This is a genomic window from Janibacter endophyticus, from assembly GCF_016888335.1.
Classification (GTDB): domain Bacteria; phylum Actinomycetota; class Actinomycetes; order Actinomycetales; family Dermatophilaceae; genus Marihabitans; species Marihabitans endophyticum.
Genome location: NZ_JAFEJG010000004.1, coordinates 602,568 through 622,540 on the forward strand (window position 1 = coordinate 602,568; position 19,973 = coordinate 622,540).

Annotated in this window: 21 protein-coding genes; 15 read left to right on the plus strand and 6 right to left on the minus strand. The window is 71.4% G+C overall.

Annotated elements, in window-relative coordinates:
- Nucleotides 1–10: 10 nt before the first annotated feature.
- Nucleotides 11–925, minus strand: a complete 915-nt coding sequence (gene kdgD, locus JNO54_RS02930; RefSeq protein ID WP_204142541.1) for a 5-dehydro-4-deoxyglucarate dehydratase — start codon at nucleotides 923–925, stop codon at nucleotides 11–13.
- Nucleotides 926–1,068: 143 nt separating this feature from the next.
- Complete coding sequence (locus JNO54_RS02935; protein ID WP_204142542.1) at nucleotides 1,069–1,980, minus strand: LysR family transcriptional regulator; 912 nt, start codon at nucleotides 1,978–1,980, stop codon at nucleotides 1,069–1,071.
- 121 nt (nucleotides 1,981–2,101) lie between these two features.
- Here JNO54_RS02935 and JNO54_RS02940 point away from each other — a divergent pair, with 121 nt between their 5' ends.
- From JNO54_RS02940 to JNO54_RS02960, 5 genes are read left to right on the plus strand one after another with little or no spacing between them, the layout of a single operon-like run.
- Nucleotides 2,102–3,103 carry a Bug family tripartite tricarboxylate transporter substrate binding protein gene (locus JNO54_RS02940; protein WP_307818034.1) on the plus strand — a complete coding sequence of 334 codons (1,002 nt, stop codon included), beginning with the start codon at nucleotides 2,102–2,104 and terminating at the stop codon, nucleotides 3,101–3,103.
- 39 nt (nucleotides 3,104–3,142) lie between these two features.
- Nucleotides 3,143–3,694, plus strand: coding sequence for a tripartite tricarboxylate transporter TctB family protein (locus tag JNO54_RS02945; protein ID WP_204142544.1), 552 nt, complete (start codon nucleotides 3,143–3,145; stop codon nucleotides 3,692–3,694).
- Between the two features lie 12 nt (nucleotides 3,695–3,706).
- On the plus strand, nucleotides 3,707–5,203 hold the full coding sequence (locus tag JNO54_RS02950; RefSeq protein ID WP_204142545.1) for a tripartite tricarboxylate transporter permease: 1,497 nt from the start codon (nucleotides 3,707–3,709) through the stop codon (nucleotides 5,201–5,203).
- Nucleotides 5,200–5,595 (plus strand): universal stress protein, encoded by a 396-nt coding sequence (locus JNO54_RS02955; RefSeq protein WP_204142546.1) that lies wholly within the window; start codon nucleotides 5,200–5,202, stop codon nucleotides 5,593–5,595. Before JNO54_RS02950 ends, JNO54_RS02955 begins: the two co-directional genes overlap by 4 nt.
- Nucleotides 5,592–6,857, plus strand: a complete 1,266-nt coding sequence (locus tag JNO54_RS02960; protein WP_204142547.1) for a glucarate dehydratase family protein — start codon at nucleotides 5,592–5,594, stop codon at nucleotides 6,855–6,857. Before JNO54_RS02955 ends, JNO54_RS02960 begins: the two co-directional genes overlap by 4 nt.
- A gap of 7 nt (nucleotides 6,858–6,864) precedes the next feature.
- Here the strand turns inward: JNO54_RS02960 and JNO54_RS02965 are convergent, their stop codons facing one another.
- The 3 genes from JNO54_RS02965 to JNO54_RS02975 all read right to left on the minus strand — a co-directional run bounded on the left by JNO54_RS02965 (nucleotide 6,865) and on the right by JNO54_RS02975 (nucleotide 9,759).
- A complete protein-coding gene (locus JNO54_RS02965; protein ID WP_204142548.1) occupies nucleotides 6,865–7,542 on the minus strand; it encodes a FadR/GntR family transcriptional regulator in 678 nt (225 codons plus the stop codon).
- A 45-nt stretch (nucleotides 7,543–7,587) separates the two neighbouring features.
- A complete protein-coding gene (locus JNO54_RS02970; RefSeq protein ID WP_204142549.1) occupies nucleotides 7,588–8,706 on the minus strand; it encodes an L-talarate/galactarate dehydratase in 1,119 nt (372 codons plus the stop codon).
- A 114-nt stretch (nucleotides 8,707–8,820) separates the two neighbouring features.
- Nucleotides 8,821–9,759 (minus strand): 2-hydroxyacid dehydrogenase, encoded by a 939-nt coding sequence (locus tag JNO54_RS02975; RefSeq protein ID WP_204142550.1) that lies wholly within the window; start codon nucleotides 9,757–9,759, stop codon nucleotides 8,821–8,823.
- Nucleotides 9,760–9,875: 116 nt separating this feature from the next.
- On the opposite strand from JNO54_RS02975, the gene JNO54_RS02980 reads away from it, so the two are divergent.
- The 3 genes from JNO54_RS02980 to JNO54_RS02990 are packed head-to-tail and all read left to right on the plus strand — an operon-like array spanning nucleotide 9,876 to nucleotide 13,481.
- A complete protein-coding gene (locus JNO54_RS02980; RefSeq protein WP_204142551.1) occupies nucleotides 9,876–10,781 on the plus strand; it encodes an AEC family transporter in 906 nt (301 codons plus the stop codon).
- A gap of 47 nt (nucleotides 10,782–10,828) precedes the next feature.
- Nucleotides 10,829–12,049, plus strand: a complete 1,221-nt coding sequence (locus JNO54_RS02985; protein ID WP_204142552.1) for an alpha-hydroxy acid oxidase — start codon at nucleotides 10,829–10,831, stop codon at nucleotides 12,047–12,049.
- A 10-nt stretch (nucleotides 12,050–12,059) separates the two neighbouring features.
- Entirely contained in the window at nucleotides 12,060–13,481 is a 1,422-nt protein-coding gene (locus JNO54_RS02990; protein WP_204142553.1) for an FAD-binding oxidoreductase, read from the plus strand.
- Nucleotides 13,482–13,513: 32 nt separating this feature from the next.
- Here JNO54_RS02990 and JNO54_RS02995 read toward each other — a convergent pair whose 3' ends face one another.
- Nucleotides 13,514–13,951 carry a nuclear transport factor 2 family protein gene (locus JNO54_RS02995; RefSeq protein ID WP_307818035.1) on the minus strand — a complete coding sequence of 146 codons (438 nt, stop codon included), beginning with the start codon at nucleotides 13,949–13,951 and terminating at the stop codon, nucleotides 13,514–13,516.
- A 169-nt stretch (nucleotides 13,952–14,120) separates the two neighbouring features.
- Between JNO54_RS02995 and JNO54_RS03000 the strand changes: the two genes are divergently transcribed.
- The 7 genes from JNO54_RS03000 (at nucleotide 14,121) to JNO54_RS03030 (ending at nucleotide 19,956) form a co-directional block, all read left to right on the plus strand.
- Nucleotides 14,121–14,540: a GNAT family N-acetyltransferase gene (locus JNO54_RS03000; RefSeq protein ID WP_204142554.1), complete on the plus strand. Its 420-nt coding sequence runs from the start codon at nucleotides 14,121–14,123 to the stop codon at nucleotides 14,538–14,540.
- A gap of 49 nt (nucleotides 14,541–14,589) precedes the next feature.
- Entirely contained in the window at nucleotides 14,590–14,895 is a 306-nt protein-coding gene (locus JNO54_RS03005) for a hypothetical protein (RefSeq protein ID WP_204142555.1), read from the plus strand.
- Between the two features lie 25 nt (nucleotides 14,896–14,920).
- Nucleotides 14,921–15,961, plus strand: coding sequence for a zinc-dependent alcohol dehydrogenase family protein (locus JNO54_RS03010; protein ID WP_204142556.1), 1,041 nt, complete (start codon nucleotides 14,921–14,923; stop codon nucleotides 15,959–15,961).
- Nucleotides 15,962–16,044: 83 nt separating this feature from the next.
- Nucleotides 16,045–16,503 carry an RrF2 family transcriptional regulator gene (locus JNO54_RS03015; protein WP_204142557.1) on the plus strand — a complete coding sequence of 153 codons (459 nt, stop codon included), beginning with the start codon at nucleotides 16,045–16,047 and terminating at the stop codon, nucleotides 16,501–16,503.
- 20 nt (nucleotides 16,504–16,523) lie between these two features.
- A complete protein-coding gene (gene ric, locus JNO54_RS03020) occupies nucleotides 16,524–17,231 on the plus strand; it encodes an iron-sulfur cluster repair di-iron protein (protein ID WP_204142558.1) in 708 nt (235 codons plus the stop codon).
- Between the two features lie 97 nt (nucleotides 17,232–17,328).
- Complete coding sequence (locus tag JNO54_RS03025) at nucleotides 17,329–19,026, plus strand: alpha/beta-hydrolase family protein (protein WP_204142559.1); 1,698 nt, start codon at nucleotides 17,329–17,331, stop codon at nucleotides 19,024–19,026.
- An 18-nt stretch (nucleotides 19,027–19,044) separates the two neighbouring features.
- Nucleotides 19,045–19,956: an MBL fold metallo-hydrolase gene (locus JNO54_RS03030; RefSeq protein WP_204142560.1), complete on the plus strand. Its 912-nt coding sequence runs from the start codon at nucleotides 19,045–19,047 to the stop codon at nucleotides 19,954–19,956.
- The last annotated feature ends 17 nt before the right edge of the window (nucleotides 19,957–19,973 follow it).

A 19,973-nucleotide genomic window follows, 5' to 3' on the forward strand; every position in this document is an offset into this window, starting at 1 on the left:
TGCGGTCCTCTCAGCTGATGGAGTCGATGAGGGTCTTCAGCTCGGCGACCTCGGAGTCGGCGAGGTCGGACAGGGGCGAGCGGACGGGGCCGGCGTCGCGGCCGACGGCCTTGAGTCCCGCCTTGACGATCGACACCGCGTAACCGGGCTTGCGGTCCCGGATGTCGAGGTAGGGGATGACGAACTCGTTGAGCCGACGGTAGACCTCGGCGTGGTCCTGGCGGCGCACGGCGTCGTAGAAATCGATCGCCCAAGCAGGGAGGAAGTTGAAGAGGGCGGAGGAGTACGTGCTCACGCCGAGCTGGAGCAGCGGCAGGGCGAAGGTCTCCGCGGTCGGCAGACCGCCGATGTACATGAGGCGGTCGCCGACCTTGGCGTAGGTGCGGGTCATCTGCTCGATGTTGCCGATGCCGTCCTTGAATCCGACAAGGGTCTCGTTGGCGTCGGCGAGCCGGGCGACGGTCTCGTCGACGAGGACCGCGTTGGCGCGGCTGTAGACGACGACACCAAGATCGGTGGCGCGGCAGACCTGGCTGACGTGCTCGAAGAGACCGTCCTGGCTGGCCTCGGTGAGATAGGGCGGCAGGAGGAGGAGTCCGTCGGCGCCGGCCGCCTTGGCCGCCTTGGCCTGGGCGACCGCGTTGACGGTCGAGCCGGTGGCGGGGGCAAGGACCGGCACCTTGCCGTCGATCTCGTCGACGGCGGCGCGGACGACCGCGTCGGTCTCCTCGAGGCTGAGGCTGAAGCCCTCACCGGTGCCGCCTGCGGCGAAGAGTCCGGCGACCGGCTGCTCGGCGAGCCACGAGAGGTGGGTGCGGTACCCGGGCAGGTCGAGCTCACGCTCGCTGTCGAATGCGGTGACCGGGAAGGAGAGCAGGCCGCTCTTGATCTGGTCTGCGAGTTCGTTGGGGCTGTAGCGGGTCACGCGGGCGTCCTTTGGTCGGGGCGGGCTGGGGGAGTGCTGCCAACGTAGGGCGGCCGTGCCATACCCGTCCAAGCCCAACTTTGTATCCAGTGATGCACGGTGGGCATCAACGCCTCGCAGGGTCCGCTATGGGGACGACGTGGTCAACCCGAGATCGTCGAGGCGATGTCGACGATGCGTCGCACGCTGGGATTCGCGGAGGTGCGGGACCAGATGGCGTGGAGCTCGACGGGCCGCGCGGGGTCGACGTCCAGGCGGGAGTCGCCCCCGCCGCTGACGAGCGGTCGGAAGACGATGTCGGAGACCCCCAGGGACTGCGCGGAGGCCGGGGCGAGGGTGCACCCGCGGTGAGCCGAGACGAGAAGCATCGCGGTCAGCACCTGCTGCACCCGTTGCTCGACGCGCTGGTGGGCGTTGGCGAAGAAGCGCACCCCCATCTCATGGAAGTAGCGTGACTGGCGCGGGTGGTAGCCGATCACTGCCTCGCCGTCGAAGTCCTCGGGCGCCAGCGGTCGGTCCAGCGTGGCCAGGCGGTGGTCCACGGGGATGACGGCCATGAGGGGTTCACGGAGCACGACACGAGACCCCAGCAGGCTGGTATCGAAGGGGGGCCGGGCCAGGCCGAGGTCGAGCTCACCGCGCCTGATGCCGTCCTCCTGGGCGCCGCTGACCCGCTCCGAGAGTCGGATCTCGACGCGGGGGAGCTCGGTAGCGACCCTCTGGAGGAGGGGCCCCAGGATGCTGATCGCAGAAACGGCGGTGAATCCAAGACGGACGACGCCGGCGGAGCCGGCGTCGATGCGCCGGGCGACGTCGGCTGCGGAGTCGACGAGGTTGAGCATGCGGTGGCTCTCGACGAGGAAGCTACGACCGGCCTCGGTGAGGCGCACCCCGCGGTTGTCTCGGTCGAGGAGAGTCACGCCGATGGAACGCTCGAGCTTCTGGATCTGCCGGGAGAGGGGCGGTTGGGTCATCATCAGCCGCTCGGCGGCACGCCCGAAGTGCAGCTCCTCGGCGACCGCGACGAAGCATCTGACCTGGTCGAGCGTGTACACGAGCCCACCCTAGCCGTCGATGCCGCCCGAGCATCACCCCATACGCAAACGGGGTTGGACGAGCATCGACGCACGTCCTTACTGTCGTGCCACTCAGCATGAACCCCCCAAGGAGGCAATGATGCCTAGCACCACGACCCGTCTCGCAGCCCTTGTCGGCATCGGCACGCTCGCGCTCAGCGCGTGCGGCGGTGTCTCGAACACCACTGGTGGAGGTGGCGGCGACGACGCCACGTATCCCTCTGGCACGGTGGAGATGTACGTCGGTGCGTCCGCCGGCGGATCCAGCGACCTCATCAGCCGCTCGGTCTCCAAGGGCCTCTCCGACGCCCTCGGCGGCACCTTCGCCGTCATTAACAAGGAGGGCGCCAACGGCGCCCTTGCCGCGGCTCAGATCAAGGACGCCAAGAACGACGGCTCCGTCATCGGGATCCAGAACGCCTCGCTCTTCGTCATCACCCCTCTTGCGGTCGACGAGGACGAGGTGACCAACATCGACGACTTCGAGGTCGTCGGCGGCGTCAGCCGGGACGACTATGTCCTCGTCACCAGCCCAAAGAGCGGCCTGAAGTCCATCGACGACATCAAGAGCGCGGACCGGCAGCTCACCTATGCCACCACCGGCGTCGGCACCGGAGCGCAGCTCTCCTGCGCCCTGACCTACGAGGTCGCCGGCGCGGACGCCAAGCCCGTGCCCTTCGACGGTGGTGCCCCGGCGCTGACGGCCGTCCTCGGGGGTCAGGTCGACACGGCCTGCATCCAGATCGGTGAGGCGATCGAGAACATCGAGAGCGACAAGCTCACACCGATCACGGTCTTCGCGCCGGAGCGGATCGAGTACCTCCAGGACGTCGCCACCGCCAAGGAGCAGGGCCTCGACGTCGAGGTCTACCAGTACCGCTTCATGACGGTCCCCAAGGGCACTCCCCAGGAGGTCAAGGACACGATTGCCGACGGCATGAAGAAGACCTTCGCGACCGACGAGTACAAGAAGTTCAACGAGCAGAACAGCCTCACCCCGATGGAGCTGACCGGCGACGAGGTCGTCGAGCAGCTCAAGAAGGACAAGGAGCGCTACGCGTCCCTCGTCGAGGAGTACAAGCTCGACCTCGGCGGCAACTGACCGGATCCTGCAGCATCCCTGCGACACGACGGAGTGACGATGAGTGACGAGAGCACACGCGGCGCACCACGGCCCGCGGCCGAGGGTGACATCCTCGCCGAGCTCGAGGCCGAGCTCGCCCAGGAGCTGGCCGAGGAGCGCCCGCCCGCGGGTGGTCCCGGCTACCAGGTAGCCGGCGCTCTCGTCGCCATCGTCATCGGCGCCGCCGGGATGTGGCTCGCGAACGGTTACGGGCTGGGGGCGCCGCGCGCCCCCGGCCCGGGGCTGTGGCCCTTCATCATCTCGGTGGGCGTCACCGGGCTCGGGGTACTCCTGCTTGTCGGGGGCCGCGGACTGCAGGACACCGAGATCTTCAGCCGCTCGAGCGTGCTGCCGGTTGCCGGTCTCGTCACCTTCGTCGCCATGGCCTTCCTCATGCCGCTCATCGGTTTCGAGATCCCGTCGCTGCTCCTGTGCTTCGTCTGGCTCAGGTGGCTCGGCGGGGAGACCTGGCGCTCCTCGATCGTCATCTCGGTAGCGACGGTCGCCGTCTTCTACGTCCTCTTCCTCTACGGGCTGCGCATCCCGCTCCCGCACCTCATCTCGATCTGACCAGGGGCTGACGTGGACATCAACGACTTCCTCGCGGGCTTCAGCGTCGTCGCTGAGCCTCGTAACCTCCTCTACTGCCTCATCGGCGTGCTCATCGGCATGCTCATCGGTGTGCTTCCTGGGCTCGGCCCGGCGGCGACCATCGCCATCCTCCTGCCGATCGTCTACGGGACCGAGCCGGTCTCGGCGATCATCATGCTGGCCGGCATCTTCTACGGCGCCCAGTACGGCGGGACGATCACGTCGGTGCTCCTCCGGCTCCCTGGTGAGGCGTCGACGGTGGTGACCGTCTTCGACGGCTTCGCCCTGGCCAAGCAGGGCAAAGCAGGCACTGCGCTCGGCATCGCGGCCATCGGCTCCTTCATCGGGGCCACGGTCTCGATCATCGGCCTCACCCTCCTCGCGCCCGTCGTCGCCGGGTACGCGCTCGACTTCGGCCCGCCGGAGATGGCCGCACTCGCGCTCCTCGGTGTGCTGCTGGTCTCGACGATCGGCAGCGGCCACATGGTCAAGGCGCTCATCGCCGCCGGCATCGGCATGCTGCTTGCGACCGTCGGCCGCGACAGCTTCAGTGGCGCCGAGCGATTCACCTTCGGCAGCCTCCAGCTCACCGACGGCATCGACTTCGTCGTCGTCGCGATGGGCTTGTTCGGCGTCGGCGAGATCCTCTACAACCTCGAGGAGCGGCACGGCAAGGTCCACTCGCCGGCGAAGGTCGGCAACGTGTGGCCCTCACGCTCCGAGCTCAAGGAGTCCTCCGGCGCAATCGCCCGCGGCTCGGGCATCGGCTTCTTCCTCGGCGTCCTCCCCGGCGGTGGAGCGGTGATGTCCTCGCTCGCCGCGTACGCCGCCGAGAAGCGGATCAGCAAGACTCCCGAGAAGTTCGGACGCGGCGCGATCCAGGGCGTCGCCGCGCCGGAGTCGGCCAACAACGCCGCCGCCACCTCGTCCTTCATCCCGCTCCTGACGCTCGGCATCCCCGCCAACGCGTCCATGGCGATCCTCTTCGGAGCGTTGCTCATCCTCGGCGTCACGCCCGGACCGCAGCTCGTCGACGAGAACCCGGAGCTCTTCTGGGGCGTCATCAACTCGATGTACATCGGCAACATCATCTTGCTGCTGCTGAGCATCCCGCTCGTCGGGATCTTCGTGAAGATCCTGCGCATCCGCCCGGCGATCCTCGCGCCCATCACGGTGCTCATCACGGTGCTCGGTGTATACACGATCAACAACAGCACCTTCGACATCTTCGTCATGATCTTCTTCGGGGCCATCGGCTACCTCATGAAGAAGCTGGGCTTCGAGCCGGGCCCGATGGTGCTCGCCTTCGTCCTCGGCGCCATCGTCGAGAGCAACATCCGCCGCTCCCTCATCATCTTCGGCGGCGACCCGACCGGGTTCGTCACCCGACCGATCTCGGGAACGATCATCGTGCTGCTCGTCGTTGTCGCTCTCTCCCCGTTCATCAGCAAGACCATCCGCCGCCGCACCGCCAGGAGAGAAGAATGAGCATCCTCATCGGATACGTCCCCGCCCCCGAGGGCGAGGCCGCGCTCGAGGCCGGTCTCGCGGAGGCTGCGGCTCTGGGGCAGCCCGTCGTCATCGTCAACAGTCCCCGCAAGGGCAGCATCATCGACCCCGAGATGGCCGACGCGGCGACCCGGGAGCGTCTGCTCGTCGCTGCAGAGGAGCGCGGGGTCGAGGCGAGCATCGACCAGGGTCAGCACGGGGCCGACCTCGTCCAGACCTTCGAGGAGCTCGTCGAGAAGCACGCGGCGACCCGGGTCGTCATCGGGCTGCGTCGGCGCAGCGCGGTCGGCAAGCTCGTCCTCGGCTCGGACGCGCAGCGCCTCCTCCTTGGCCTCGACGTACCGATCCTCGCGGTGAAGCCCTCCGCATGACTGGATGCCGGATCTCGCGGGTGGTCGTCACCCCTGTCGCCTTTGCCGACCCTCCGCTCCTCAACGTCGTCGGCGTCCACCAGCCCTTCGCGCTGCGCGCGGTCGTGGAGGTGCACACCGACGACGGAGTCCTGGGACTCGGCGAGATCTACGCCGACGAGACGCACTGGCAGCGGCTCGAGGCGGTCGCCTCAGCTCTCGGCGGGCACGACCCGTACGACCTCCACGGTCTGCGACGTCTGGTTGCCGAGGTCCTGGCGAAGGGGGACGGCGGCGCGGGCGCGAGCTTCGGCGGCATGCTCGACGTCGACTCCGCGGTCGACACCGTGTACTCCCCCTTCGAGGTTGCCTGCCTCGACATCCAGGGGCACCGGGCCGGTGTGCCGGTGAGCGACCTGCTCGGCGGCGCGGTCCGCGACGCGGTGCCCTTCTCCGGCTACCTCTTCTACAAGTGGGCCGGCCACCCGGGCCAGGCCGACGACGCGTGGGGCGAGGCCCTGACACCTGAGGGCATCGTCGAGCAGGCCCGTCGCATGGTCGACGGGTGGGGCTTCGGCTCGCTGAAGCTCAAGGGCGGCGTCTTCGCACCCGAGGAGGAGTGCGCGGCGATCGAGGCGCTTCGAGAGGCCTTCCCGGGCCTGCCCCTTCGCCTCGACCCGAACGGCGCCTGGACCGTCCCCACCTCGGTCGATGTGGCGCGCCGGCTCGACGGCGTCGTCGAGTACCTTGAGGACCCGACCCCCGGCATCAGGGGCATGGCGGCCGTCGCCGCCCAGGTCAGCGTCCCGCTCGCGACGAACATGTGCGTCATTGCCATGGAGCACCTGCCGCCGGCGATCGCTCGGGGTGCCGTCCAGGTCGTGCTCTCAGACCACCACCTCTGGGGTGGCCTGCGGGCCTCGCAGCTGCTCGGCGGCATCGCCGACGTGTGGGGCATGGGCCTGTCGATGCACTCGAACTCGCACCTGGGCATCAGCCTCGCCGCGATGGTCCACCTCGCCGCCGCGACGCCCAACCTCACCTACGCGTGCGACACCCACTACCCGTGGAAGACGGAGGAGGTCATCGCTCCCGGTGTCCTCGACTTCGTCGACGGTGCGGTCCGGGTGCCCACGACCCCCGGCCTGGGTGTGACCCTGGACCGGGACGCGCTGGGTACGCTCCACGAGCAGTACCTCGGCTGCGGTGTCCGACGCCGGGAGGACACGGTGTACATGCGCTCGATCCAGCCGGGATTCACCCCGAACACCGCCCGCTGGTAGGGCTCGCTCAGCCGCCGAGCCGGCGGCGGGTGCTCCCGAGGTGCACGCGCATCGCTGCCCTGGCGCCGTCGGCGTCACCGGCGAGGACCGCATCCGCTATCGCCTCGTGCTCCCGCGCGACCCGCTGGACGTGAGCCGCGTCCGACATCGAGTAGCTGTCGCCGAGCCGGGTGCGGGCGAGCATGATCATCGTCGGCCCGAGCGACTCCACGAGGTCGCGGAAGTAGCGGTTGCCCGACGCCTGGGCGACCGCCCGGTGGAAGGCGAAGTCGGCCGCGACCCCCCCTTCGGCCCCGGCCCGGGTGAACTCGGCGCCCGCCGCGCGGATCGCGCTCTCGTCCGTGGCACTGCGGTTGTGGGCCGCGAGCGCGGCAGCCTCGGACTCGATCCCGATCCGGAAGTCGACCATCGCGAGGACGTCGTCGTGGGTGCGGATCGAGGCGGCCTCGGCGGCGAACGGGGAGGGCTCGGGGACGGCGAGGACGAAGGAGCCCCGGCCCTGGAAGGTCTCGACGAGACCCTCGGCGCGCAACCGGGTCACCGCCTCCCGCACGACGGTGCGGGAGACGGCGAACTCGTCGATGAGCTCGGCCTCCGAGGGCAGCTTCGCTCCGGGGGCGAGCCGGCCGGAGAGGATCTGCTCCTTGAGGCCGGTGACCACGCGGTGGGCGAGGGTCGTCGTCATAGGGGCATCATGCCTGCCGGTGACGAGCTGCGGAGGCGGTCGGGCTCATGCCCCGATCGTCACGCTGTCCTTCGTCAGCTCGCGCATCCGGCCGCTCAGGGTGAAGCCGAGGCCGGGACGGTCGGGCACCCACATGCGGCCGTCGTGGATGTCGATGCGTTCCTCGAAGAGCGGGTTGAGCCACTCGAAGTGCTCCACCCAGGGCTCGGTGGGGTAGGCCGCCGCGAGGTGGAGGTGGATCTCCATCGCGTAGTGGGGGGCGAGGGCGAGCCCGGCGTGCGAGGCGAGCGTCGCGAAGCGGAGGAATGGGGTGATACCACCGATCCGAGGGGCGTCAGGCTGGACGATACCCCGGTACCCGGCGTCGATGAGCGCCATGTGCTCCGGCACGGATGTGAGCATCTCACCGGTCGCGATAGGGGTGTCGAAGGTCCGCGAGAGATCGGCGTGCCCGGTGGCGTCCCACGCGTCGAGGGGTTCCTCGATCCACACGAGGTCGTGCTCCTCGAGGGCGCGGCACATGCGGCGGGCGCGATCGCGGTCCCACTGCTGGTTGGCATCGACCATGAAGGGCGTGTCGCCGAGGTGCTCGCGGATAGCCTCGACGCGGCGCAGGTCCTCGCGCCAGTCCGGCTGGCCGACCTTGATCTTGATGCCGCCGATGCCGGACTCGAGGGAGGCGGTGGCCTTCTCCTTGATCTCCTCGACGGAGGCCTGGAGGAACCCGCCGGAGGTGTTGTAGACGCGGCAGGAGTCTCGGTAGGCGCCGAGCAGCTTGGCCAACGGGAGGCCGGCCCGGCGCGCCTTGAGGTCCCACAGGGCGACGTCGAGCGCAGCGACCGCCTGGGTCGCGACGCCGGAGCGGCCGACGGAAGCGCCGGCCCACATGAGGGACTGGTAGATGCGGTCGATGTCCGAGGGGTCCTGCCCGACGGCGACCTCGGCGATCTCCTTGAGGTGGGTGTACTGCGCCGGCCCTCCGGCTCGCTTGGAGTAGGAGAAGCCCATGCCCTCGTGCCCGTCCGTGGTCGTGACCTCGACGAACAGGAGGACGGTCTCGGTGAGCGGCTTCTGCCGTCCGGTGAGCACCTTGGCATCGCTCACCGGGTTCTCCAGCGGGAGGACGACGTGGGAGAGGGTCAGTGATCGGATCGAGTCGGCCATGCGGGGTCCTTCGGGGTCGTGGGCGGATCGGCGCCGCCTTACTTATAAGATGAGTATGAAACTTGTATGATGAGTTTGTCCAGGGGGTTCGACCGAAGGGAGCAGGCCGTGGGCTCAGACAGTGGCGTGCGGTACGGGCGTGATGAGCGTCCCGGCGGCCAGCAGCTGCTCGACGTTGGCGAGGACGAGCTCGGTCATCGCGGCCCGTGTCTCGACCGTGGCGCTCCCGATGTGCGGGAGGGCGACGACGTCGTCCCGCTCGAGGAGGGCGGCAGGCACGTGGGGCTCGTTGGCGAAGACGTCGAGCCCGACGCCCGCAAGCTCGCCCCGCTCAAGCGCGCCGATGAGAGCCGTCTCGTCCACGACGGAGCCGCGAGCGACGTTCACGAGGTAACCGTCGCTTCCCAGGGCGGCAAGGACGTTGACGTCCACCAGGCCCGCGCTCGTCTCACCTCCGGAGGCGGCGACGACGAGGACGTCGCACCCGCGAGCCAGGTCGACCAGGCTTGCTGCGTAGGCGTAGGGGACGTCGTCCCGACGGCGGCGGTTGTGATAGCTGATCTGGCAGCCGAAGGCCTCGAGCCGGTGCGCGATGGCGCCACCGATGTGGCCGAGGCCAAGGATGCCGACGCGGGCTCCGGTGACACGGCGGGCGAGGGCCGGTTGGCGCCCCGTGGCCCAGTCGCCCCGTCGCACGGACCGGTCGGCCGCACTCAGTCCGCGCATGACGTCGATGACGAGCCCGACGGCGAGGTCGGCGACGCAGTCGGTGAGCACGTCCGGGGTGTTGGCCACCGCGACGCCGCGGCGGTGGCACTCGGCGACGTCGGTGCTGTCGTAGCCGACCCCGAAGCTCACCACAGCACGAAGGTCGGGCAGCCGGTCGAGGTGCTCGGCTCGCACACCCCACACGCCGCTGGTGACGGCAACCTTCACCCCCGTCCCCGGCCCGTCGCCCAGCTCACGCAGCTCGCGCGCGCCGTACCGGCGTTCGAGCTCCTCCACAAGCTCCTTGCGGAGGGTTCCGACCATGACGACGCTGTCCGGGTGCATGACCGGACGGTACGAAGGGGGCGTGGGCATCGTCCATTGCCGTTGCGGCATGGCTCGCTGGTGGCGCAGCGGGCTGTCGGTGCTCCCGCGCGGGGTGTCGCGGGGAGGGTTGCCAGGTGCTCGTCGGCTTCCTGACGATCGTCGTCGTCATCGCGTGCGGTGCGGCCTTGGCGCAGGCCAAGCTCCTCGACCGGGACGATGTCCGCCTCCTGGGAGAGCTTGCGTTCTTCGTCGCGACCCCGGCGCTCATGGTCGTGACGATCGCCCGCATCGACCTCGGGCAGGCTGGCGTCAACGTTGCGGCGTCGGCGCTCGCTCTGGCTGCCTGCTTCGTCAGCTATGCCGTGCTGGCCACTGTGCTGTGGCGACCGGCGCCGGGTGAGCTCGTCATCGGCTCGCTGTCGGCCAGCTACGTCAACGCCGGGAACCTGGGGGTTGCGATCTCCGCCTACGTCATCGGGGACATCACGGTCGTCGTCCCGACGCTGCTGGTGCAGATGCTTGTCGTGCAACCGGCCTGCCTCGTGGTCCTTGACCGGGTGGGGGGCGGAGCGAGCAACGTCGCGGCCGTGGTGCGCCGGGTCGTGACCAACCCGCTCACTGTGGCCGCGGTGGTCGGGGCTGTGCTGGCCGTCAGCGGTTGGTCCCTTCCTCAGGTCGTCGACGCGCCCCTGCAGCTGCTCGCGGGTGCTGCGATCCCGCTCATGCTGCTCGCCTACGGGGCGGCCCTCCGGCTCTCGCCGGGGGTGGGGCTGTCCGGGCACCGAGGCGAGGTCGTCCTCGCGTCCACGCTCAAGCTCGCCGTCATGCCGGTCGTCGCCTGGGCGGTCGCGTCCGCGCTCGGCCTTGACGGCCCTGCGCTGCTGGGTGTCGTCCTGACCGCCGCCCTGCCGACGGCCCAGAACGTCTTCGTCTTCGCGACGCGGTACCGGGTCGGCGAGGACGTGTCACGCGAGACCGTGCTCGTCACGACGGTGGCGGCGCTCCCCCTGGCGATGGTTGTCGCCTGGTTGCTCGGGTGATACTCATATGATGAGTCGTGACTTGTCGCATAAGTGAGGAGCGGTCCATGGCAGGACGCCAGCTGCCGCGGTGGAGGGACCTCGAGCCCTTCCTCAAGGTGCGCGCCGTGGAGCGCAGCGCCCCGGCTCGCCGGCTCTCGAGGTGTCTGAGCGTCGACGACGTCGAGCGCCTGGCCCGTCGCCGGGTCCCCGGCGCCGTCTGGGACTACGTCGAGTCGGGCTCGGACGGTGAGGTGGCCATGGCACGCAACCGGGACGCCTTCGAGCGCGTCGAGCTGCGCCCCACGGCCTTCAGCCAGGTCGCTGACCCTGACGTGGCGACGACGATCCTCGGCCGCCCGGCCGCCGCGCCGATCATCCTCGCCCCGACGGGGTACACCCGGCTCAGCCATCACACCGGGGAGCGGGCCGTCGCGGCCGCCGCTGCCGAGTCGGGCCTGCCCTACACGCTCTCGACGTATGCGACCACCTCGATCACCGAGACCGCGCGGGCCGCCCCGGGCGGCCGCAACTGGTTCCAGGTGTACCTCATGAAGGACCGAGCCGTGAGCCTCGCGCACATCGAGGAGGCCAGGTCTCAGGGGTACGAAGCACTCATGCTGACGATCGACACGACCGTCACCGGGATGAAGCGCAAGGACAAGGCCAACGGATTCGCCATCCCGCCCGAGCTGACCCCCAGGACCCCCGCCGGGCTGGCCCGCCACCCCGGGTGGGTGGGCAACATCCTCACGACCGAGCCGCTGCGCTTCGCGACCTTCCCTGAGGGGTCCCACCACGGACGGTGGGGGATGTCCAACACGCTGCGCGAGCAGGCGATCCGACCCTCCGACATCGCGTGGCTCAAGGAGCGCTGGGGCGGGCCGGTCGTCGTCAAGGGAGTGCTGTCGATCGGCGACGCCCGGCAGGCGGTGGCCGGGGGCGCGGACGCGATCGTGCTGTCGAACCACGGCGGTCGGCAGCTCGACCGGGCGCCGGTCCCGCTGGAGCTCCTGCCCGAGGTGGTCGCCGCCGTGGGCGACAAGGCCGAGGTGTATGTCGACTCGGGAGTGCGCTCGGGTGGGGACGTCGCCGCAGCGCTCGGTCTCGGTGCGCAGGGGGTGCTCATCGGGCGGGCCTATCTCTACGGCCTCATGGTCGGTGGGCAGGCAGGGGTCACGACGGTCCTCGACCTCCTCGTCGCCGAGCTGCGCCGGGCCATGAACCTCCTCGGTACGCCCGACGTCTCGAGCATCGGTACCGAGCATGTTCGGCTTCGGACCGGCTGAGGTGGGCGGCATGGCGGCACGGGACGACGAGGACGGCATGCTCCTGGCGGATCTGCGGGCAACGCTCGGGGACATCGGGGTGCTCACCGATCGGGCAGACGTGGCCGCCTACCTCACGGACTGGACCGGGACCCGGCACGGCGTCGCGCTCGCGGTCCTCCGGCCGGCGAGCACCGGCGAGGTGGCCGAGGCCGTCCGGCTTTGCGCCGCCGCGGGGGTCGCGGTCACCCCGCAGGGCGGCAACACCGGTCTTGTCGGAGGAGGCATCGCTGGCCCGGAGCGCCGGAGCGTCGTGCTCTCGCTGTCGCGGATGCGCCAGGTCCGTTCCATCGACCCGGTCGGCGACACGATCGTCGTCGACGCCGGGGTGGTCCTGGCCGACATCCACGACGCCGCCGACCGCGCGGGTCGGCTCTTCCCCGTCTCACTCGGCTCGGAGGGCTCATGCACCGTGGGCGGCCTCGTCTCGACCAACGCCGGCGGCACGGCGGTACTGCGTTACGGCATGACCCGTGACCTCGTCCTCGGGCTTGAGGTCGTGCTCCCCGACGGCCGGGTCTGGGACGGGCTGCGGACCCTGCGCAAGGACAACACCGGCTACGACCTCAAGCAGCTCTTCATCGGAGCGGAGGGCACGCTCGGCGTCGTCACAGGCGTCGCTCTCCGCCTGGTGCCGGCCACGCCGCGTCGGGCAACCGCTCTCGTCGGGCTGGCGGGCATCGGCGAGGCGGTGGCCCTGCTGCCGGTGCTGCGTGAGCACGCCGGGGATCAGCTCACGGCCTTCGAGGTGATCAATGCCGAGGCCCTCGACCTCGTCGTGAGCAACGTCCCCGGCGCCCGGCACCCCTTCGGCCCTCGTCCTTGGTACGCCCTCGTCGAGGTCGCGGGCACGACCGACGAGGTCGAGGTCCGTCTCGAGGAGGCGCTCAGCGCCGCGCTCGACGTCGGCCTGCTCGACGATGACATCGTCGTCGCCGGCACCGGCGCCCAGCGGGCGGCGCTGTGGGCGCTGCGCGAGGGAATCTCGGAGGCGCAGCAGGCTCCCGGGCTGTCGATCAAGCACGACGTCACCCTGCCCGCCACCGCGCTGTCCGACTTCGTCGAGCTCACAGGCCGGCGCCTCGGCGAGCGGCTCCCGGGAGTCCGGCTCATCACCTACGGGCACGTAGGAGACGGCAACCTCCACTACAACCTCTCACCGGCTCGCGGTGAGGGCGAGGCGCTCAGGGCATGTGCGGCCGAGCTCACCGAGATCGTCTACGACGAGGTACGGCGTCGTTCGGGCAGCATCAGCGCCGAGCACGGGGTGGGCACGGCGAAACGTGACGCGGTCGCAGTCTCGAAGAGCGCCGAGGAGATCGGCCTCATGCGAGCAGTGAAGGACGCCATCGACCCGGCCGGGCTCATGAACCCCGGGAAGGTCGTCCCCTGAGCTCTTGCCAACGGACCGTGGGCGAGCGGACCTTAGCCGGCGGGGTGCCGTGGGACATGCTGAGCGAGCTTCTCCGCCATGCGCTCGCCGAGGACCTGCAGACCGCTCCGGGGCCGGATCATCACCTCGAAGTCGGTGATGAGGCCCTCGTCGTCGATCTCGATGAGGTCGACACCCTTGAGGGAACGGTCGCCGACACGGGCCGAGAACTCCAGGGCGACCGACCGCCCGTCCTCGGAGACGAACTCCCGGTGGTACGTGAAGTCCTCGAAGATCGTGATGACCGTGCTGAGGATGAGGTGCACGGCGGCGGCGCCCTCGTACGGCGTGTGCGCCATCGGCGAGCGGAAGACCGCGTCCGGGTGGAGGATCTCCGGCAACCTGCTGACGTCGGCCGCGGCGACCCCCTCGTGCCAGCGCTCGAGGGTCCGCTGCGCGGCGGGGGCCAGGGTGGGGTTGGTCGTGTCCACGGTGCTCCGATCGTCGGGTCTGGGGGTGAGGGCTCCCCGGCAACGTACCGGCGTCGCCGTCCGGTCGGGACGAGGTGGGGATATCCCCGTCGGCGAAGGGCGTGGGCCGCGCTCCCGCCCCCTTCGCCTGCCCGCGACCAACCACGGGACGACAGGGTTGGATGGTCCCGTGACCCCCCTCCGCCCCGAGCGGTCGGCCGGGCGTCCCTCCCGGGACGTCGCGGACCGGCCGGACGTGTCGCTCGACGGTGGCGTCGTCATGGCGTCGGGCGACCCGGTCGGCAGCGTCACCCTCGGGCCGGTCGTCGATGGTGACGCGCTGCTCTGGTACGAGATCGACGGGCCGCACCGGGGCAGGGGGTACGCGACCTGCGCGGTGGCCCTGGCGCTCGGGGACGCGGCGCGCGGTGGAGTCCGGCGGGTCGTCGCCGAGGTCGCCATCGGCAACCCGGCATCGCGGAAGGTGCTGCAGCGCAACGGCTTCCGTGTCGTCGAGACGGACGGGCCGATCCACGTCGGCGCCGACGAGGAGCCGGCGCTCCGCTACGTCCGCGAGCTCGAACTGGCCGGACCCCGGGGCCGCAGGTGAGTAGACCGATCTGTGGCGGCGCCCGCCCGGCGGCTACCACGCTCGCCCCATGAGCGCACTCGTCGCAGTCGTCGTCCGCACCCTCGTCCTCGCCGGGCTCTCCTGGCTCACCTCCCTCCTCGACACCATGTCCACGGGTGCCTGGCTGCGCACGGCGCTCGTCTGGCTCGCGGTGGGCGTGCTCGTCGGTGTGCTCGCCGCGCTCCAGACGCAGGACTTCTCGGCGGACCTGGACCGCGACGTGCTGATCAGCGACCTGACCTCCCTCACCCCCTTCATCGCCGGCCTCGTCGTCGTGCCGGCAGCCCTCGGCGGGCTCCTCGGCCGCATCCTGTGGGAGAGCCGCACCCGCTGACGCGGCGACGAGGCACGATGGCCTGGTGCGTGCCGTCCTCATCACCCAGACCGCAGTCGTCCCCACCGTCACCGAGGTCCCGGACCCGGCCTGCCCGCCGGGCGGGGTGGTCGTCGACGTCGCGGCCACGGGGGTGTGCCGCTCCGACTGGCACGCGTGGATGGGGCACGACCCCGTCGAGCTGCCGCACGTGCCGGGTCACGAGCTCGTGGGGACGATCCGGGAGGTCGGCGAAGGGGTGACCCGCTGGCGGGTCGGCGACCGGGTCACGACCCCCTTCGTCTGCGGGTGCGGGGTGTGCGCGTGGTGCCTCGCGGGGGAGTCGCAGGTGTGCCCCGACCAGACCCAGCCGGGCTTCACGGGATGGGGCTCCTTCGCCGAGCGGGTCGCTCTCCACGCTGCGGACCACAACCTCGTCGCCCTCCCGGACGCGATCGGCGACATCGAGGCGGCGGCGCTCGGCTGCCGTTTCGCGACGGCCTACCGGGCCGTGGCCCAGCACGGCGCAGCAGGCGAAGGGCACTGGGTCGCGGTCCACGGGGCCGGCGGGGTAGGCCTGTCTGCCCTGCTCGTCGCGAAGGCGCTCGGCGCCCAGGTGGTGGCCGTGGACGTGGCACCCGCCTCGCTCGCGCTCGCGACCGACCTCGGTGCGGACGTCGTCGTGGACGGGTCCGGCCAGACGCCGGCGCAGGTCGGCGCCGCGGTCACCGAGGTCACCGGCGGCGGCGCCCACGTCTCCCTCGATGCCTACGGATCTCCTCCGACCGCAACGGGATCCGTCCTCTCCCTTCGCCGCCGGGGACGCCACGTCCAGGCAGGGCTGCTCCTCGGTGACCAGGCGACCCCGCCGCTGCCGATGGACCGCGTCGTCGGGTGGGAGCTGTCGATCCACGGGACCCACGGGCTCGCGGCCGCGGACTACCCGGCGATGCTCGACCTCGTCGCCGGCCGCATCGACCTGGCCCGGCTCGTCGGGGCGGTGGTCCCGCTCGAGGACGCCCCGGACGCCCTCGCCGGCCTCGGCTCACCCCCGGCGCACCCCGGCGTCACCGTCGTCCGCCCCTGACCCACCCCGCCCGGGCAGCTGTGGACCCTGCCCGGGCAGCGGCGGGGCTGGACAGGGCGGCTCTTGTCTAGGAGTCTCTTACTATGAGACTTGAGGTTACGCGGAGGGCGGAGCTCGCGGTGCAGGCCGTCGCGGTGCTCGCGCCGGGCGGCGCCCGGCTCAAGGCGCCCGCGCTCGCCGCGGCGCTCGGCACGACGCCGGGCTTCGTCGCCCAGGTCGTCGGTCCGCTCGTCAAGGCCGGCTGGGTCCGCTCGGTGCCCGGCCCGACCGGGGGCTACTCGCTCACCGAGGTCGCCTCGGACGCGTCCGTGCTCGACGTCATCGAGGCGGTCGACGGGCCCACCGCCGACGGCCACTGCGTCGCCCAGGACAAGACCTGCGGCGTCGGCGCGGCCTGCGCCCTCCACGATGCCTGGACCCAGGCCCGGGACACCCTCACCACGGCGCTCGCCGCGACCCCCGCGGTCCGCGCTGCGCAACCGCTCGAGGCCCCTCCCAGGGCTCGTCGCACCTCACGGACCACCGCGTCCACCATCGCCTGACCGATCAGAAGGAGCACGTCATGGCTGTCACCACCACCGCCACCCTCGGCGACCTCGTCACCGAGGACCCCCGTCGCGCCCGAGTCCTCGAGCGCTACGAGATCGACTACTGCTGCAACGGCCAGCGCTCGCTCGCCGACGCTGCCGTCGAGGCCGGCCTCGACGTCGACGAGGTGAGCACCGCCCTCGACCTGCCCGACGCCCCGCCGGCGGCCCCCCTTCGTCAGCTCGAGCTGGCCGCCCTCGCGCACGACATCGTCGACACCCACCACGCGTACCTGTGGGAGGAGATGCCGCGGCTGCAGGCGCTCGTCGACAAGGTCCACACCGTCCACGGCGCCAACCACCCGGAGCTCGCCCGCGTCCGCGAGGCCTACACGGCCGCCGTCGCCGACCTCGACCCGCACATGACCCGCGAGGAGCGCGTGCTCTTCCCGGCCGTCTCCAAGCTCGAGAAGGCGCAGGCCCCGGTCGCCTTCGCCTTCGGCTCGCTCGCCGAGCCGATCACCCAGATGCTCGCCGAGCACGACGTCGTCGGGGACCTCTTCAAGGAGATGCGCGCGCTCACCGGGGGTTACGCCCCGCCGGAGGACGCCTGCGGCTCGTACCGCGCGATGCTCGCCGGGCTCGAGGAGATGGAGCGCGATCTCCACGAGCACATCCACAAGGAGAACAACGTCCTCTTCCCCCAGGTGCTCGAGCTCGAGGCGCGAGTCGCCGGCGTCTGACCCTTCGAGGCTCGTCGCCGGACTCCTCGCACGTCAGGGAGCAGGGGGACCGCTGGGCTCCTCGCACCCCAGGAGCAGCGCCTCCTACGCTGAGCCGGTGAGATCACCTGCGCCCGAAGGGGTGACCCGCTGGCTGCATCAGGCGGCCGCCCGCTGGGTCGCCGAGGCGCACGTCCTCGCGACGGCCCTCGGGGTCCTCGGGTTCGTCGGGTCGCTCACCCCTTCGCTCCTGCCGCGGACGGCACTCTTCCAGGGCGTCGTGACCGGCGTGAGCACGGCCGCCTGGTACGGCCTCGGCGCCCTGCTCGCCGCCGTCCTCGGCGGGCTCGCCCGGTGGGCGGACCTGCGGGTCGAGATGCGGCGGGAGGTCCGCCGCGGGCTGCGCCGCACCTGGGCGGGGCTGCTCGCCGCGATCCTCGCCGCCGCCCCCTTCGTCGCCCTGAGCCAGCAGCGCTCGCTGGCCCGCGCCTTCGAGCTGCCCGAGCCGACGGTCCTGCGGGCGCTCTCCAGCGGGATCGTCGCCGTGATCTCGCTCGCCGTCGTCGTCGCGATCTGGTGGGGGCTGCGCTGGCTCTACCGCCGCGTCCTCGGGCGGCTGCACCGACTGCCGAGCATCGTCGGCTCGCTGCTTGCGGGGCTGACCGTCGTCGCGCTCGTCGCCGGTGTCGCGCAGTACGTCGTCCTCGGCGGGCTGCTCCGCGTCGTCGGCGGCAACGAGGTCGTCGCCAACGCCGCGACCCCCGACGGCATCAGCCAGCCGCGGCTCCGGACGCTCTCGGGCAGCCCGGACTCGCGCGAGCCGTGGGGGACGCTCGGCTACGAGGGCCGCAACTTCGTCGGGTCCGCGACGACCCGTCAGGCCATCGCCGAGACCACCGGCCGCCGGGCGCTCGACCCGATCCGCGTCTACGCCGCTGCCCGCGGGGATCGGACCGTCGAGGCGACCACGGACGCGGTCCTCGCCGAGCTCGACCGGACCGACGCGTGGTCGCGCTCGCACCTCATCGTCTTCACCACGACCGGTCGTGGCTGGGTCAACCGGTGGAGCGTCGGCGCGGCCGAGTACCTCACCGGTGGCGACGTCGCGTCGGTCGCGATCCAGCACTCGAACCTCCCCTCCGCGCTCGCCGTCCTCGACGCCCCCTCGAGCCCCCGCGAGGCCGGCCGGGCGCTCACCGAGGCAGTCCTCGAGCGGGTCGCGTCGATGCCGAGCGGGGAGCGCCCCCGGGTCTTCGTCAGTGGCGAGTCCCTCGGGGCCTACGGCGGCAACGCCGCCTTCGCCTCCGCTGCCGACATGCTCCGGCGGGTCGACGGGGCGGTGTGGTCGGGGACGCCGCAGTTCAGCGACATCTACACCGAGATCACCGAGTCCCGCCAGGGCGGCTCGACGCAGGTCGACCCGGTCATCGACAACGGTCGGCACGTGCGCTTCGCGGGGTCGCCCGCCGAGCTCACCGCCGACCGCTACGGGCGCGGGCTCGCCGAGTGGCAGTCGCCCCGGGTCGCCTATCTCCAGCACCGCTCCGACCCCGTTGCGTGGTGGTCGCCCAGGCTGCTCTTCGAGGAGCCGGACTGGCTCCGCGAGGACCGGGCCGGGTCGAGCGCGGAGCAGATGACGTGGCTGCCGGTCATCACCTTCTGGCAGGTGACCGCCGACCTCGCGGTCGCGATGCGGCCACCCGCGGGGGAGGGGCACCGCTACCGCGACGAGCTCGTCCCCGCCTGGGCCGGGGTGCTCGGGCAGGACCCGGCCGCCGATCACTCCGCGGTCATCGAGGCGATCCGCGGGGGCTGACCCGCCTACCGTGGGCGCATGCGTCTCAAGCCCGGCCGTCCTGACCTCTCCCGGTACCGCGACCGCTTCGACGTCCCGGAGGCGAAGGGGGCCCGCCGCGTCACCTTCCTCGGCGTCTCCACCCTCGTCCTCGACGACGGGGAGTCGGCGATCATGACCGACGGGTTCTTCAGCCGGCCGGGCCTGCTCTCGGTCGCCGCCCGCAAGATCACCCCGGACCACGAGCGGGTCGCGGCCGGGCTGCGGCTCGGCGGTGTCGACCGGCTCGACGCGGTGGTCCCCGTCCACGCCCACTTCGACCACGTCATGGACTCCCCGCTCGTCGCCGAGCTCACCGGCGCCCGGCTCGCCGGTGACGAGTCGGCCCTCCAGGTGGGGGTCGGCCACGCGCTGCCCGCCGACCGGCGCGACCTCCTCGTCGAGGGCGCCCCCGTCACCTACGGGTCCTGGACGCTCACCCCCTTCGCCGGTCACCACTGCCCGCCGGACCGCTACCCGGGTGAGATCACCCAGCCCGTGATCCCGCCGGTCAAGGTCGGCGCCTACCGGTGCGGGCGGGCGTGGTCGCTGCACGTCGCGCACCGCGGCGGCGACACCGCGCTGATCGTCGGGAGTGCCGGGTACGTCGCGGGCGCGCTCGCGGGGGTGCGTGCCGACATCGCCTACCTCGGCGTCGGGCAGCTCGGCCTCCTGGACGAGGACTACATCGAGACGTACTGGACCGAGACCGTGCGCGCGGTCGGGGCCCGGCGGGTCGTGCTCATCCACTGGGACGACTTCTTCCGCCCGCTCGACCAGCCGCTGCGCGCGCTGCCCTACGCGGGGGACGACCTCGACGTGTCGATCCGGGTCATCGACCGGCTCGCAGCCGCCGACGGGGTCACCGTCCACCTGCCGCGGCTCGGGGTGCGTGAGGACCCCTGGGCCTGACGGATTCGGTCGGCGGG

Excerpts from the sequence above, each read along its gene's own strand:
- JNO54_RS02940 (WP_307818034.1), top strand. The coding sequence starts at position 2,102 with ATGCCTAGCACCACGACCCGTCTCGCAGCCCTTGTCGGCATCGGCACG.
- JNO54_RS02945 (WP_204142544.1), top strand. The coding sequence starts at position 3,143 with ATGAGTGACGAGAGCACACGCGGCGCACCACGGCCCGCGGCCGAGGGT.
- JNO54_RS02955 (WP_204142546.1), top strand. The coding sequence starts at position 5,200 with ATGAGCATCCTCATCGGATACGTCCCCGCCCCCGAGGGCGAGGCCGCG.
- JNO54_RS02960 (WP_204142547.1), top strand. The coding sequence starts at position 5,592 with ATGACTGGATGCCGGATCTCGCGGGTGGTCGTCACCCCTGTCGCCTTT.
- JNO54_RS02965 (WP_204142548.1), bottom strand. The coding sequence starts at position 7,542 with ATGACGACGACCCTCGCCCACCGCGTGGTCACCGGCCTCAAGGAGCAG.
- JNO54_RS02970 (WP_204142549.1), bottom strand. The coding sequence starts at position 8,706 with ATGGCCGACTCGATCCGATCACTGACCCTCTCCCACGTCGTCCTCCCG.
- JNO54_RS02975 (WP_204142550.1), bottom strand. The coding sequence starts at position 9,759 with ATGCACCCGGACAGCGTCGTCATGGTCGGAACCCTCCGCAAGGAGCTT.
- JNO54_RS02985 (WP_204142552.1), top strand. The coding sequence starts at position 10,829 with ATGGCAGGACGCCAGCTGCCGCGGTGGAGGGACCTCGAGCCCTTCCTC.
- JNO54_RS02990 (WP_204142553.1), top strand. The coding sequence starts at position 12,060 with ATGGCGGCACGGGACGACGAGGACGGCATGCTCCTGGCGGATCTGCGG.
- JNO54_RS03005 (WP_204142555.1), top strand. The coding sequence starts at position 14,590 with ATGAGCGCACTCGTCGCAGTCGTCGTCCGCACCCTCGTCCTCGCCGGG.
- JNO54_RS03015 (WP_204142557.1), top strand. The coding sequence starts at position 16,045 with ATGAGACTTGAGGTTACGCGGAGGGCGGAGCTCGCGGTGCAGGCCGTC.
- ric (WP_204142558.1), top strand. The coding sequence starts at position 16,524 with ATGGCTGTCACCACCACCGCCACCCTCGGCGACCTCGTCACCGAGGAC.
- JNO54_RS03030 (WP_204142560.1), top strand. The coding sequence starts at position 19,045 with ATGCGTCTCAAGCCCGGCCGTCCTGACCTCTCCCGGTACCGCGACCGC.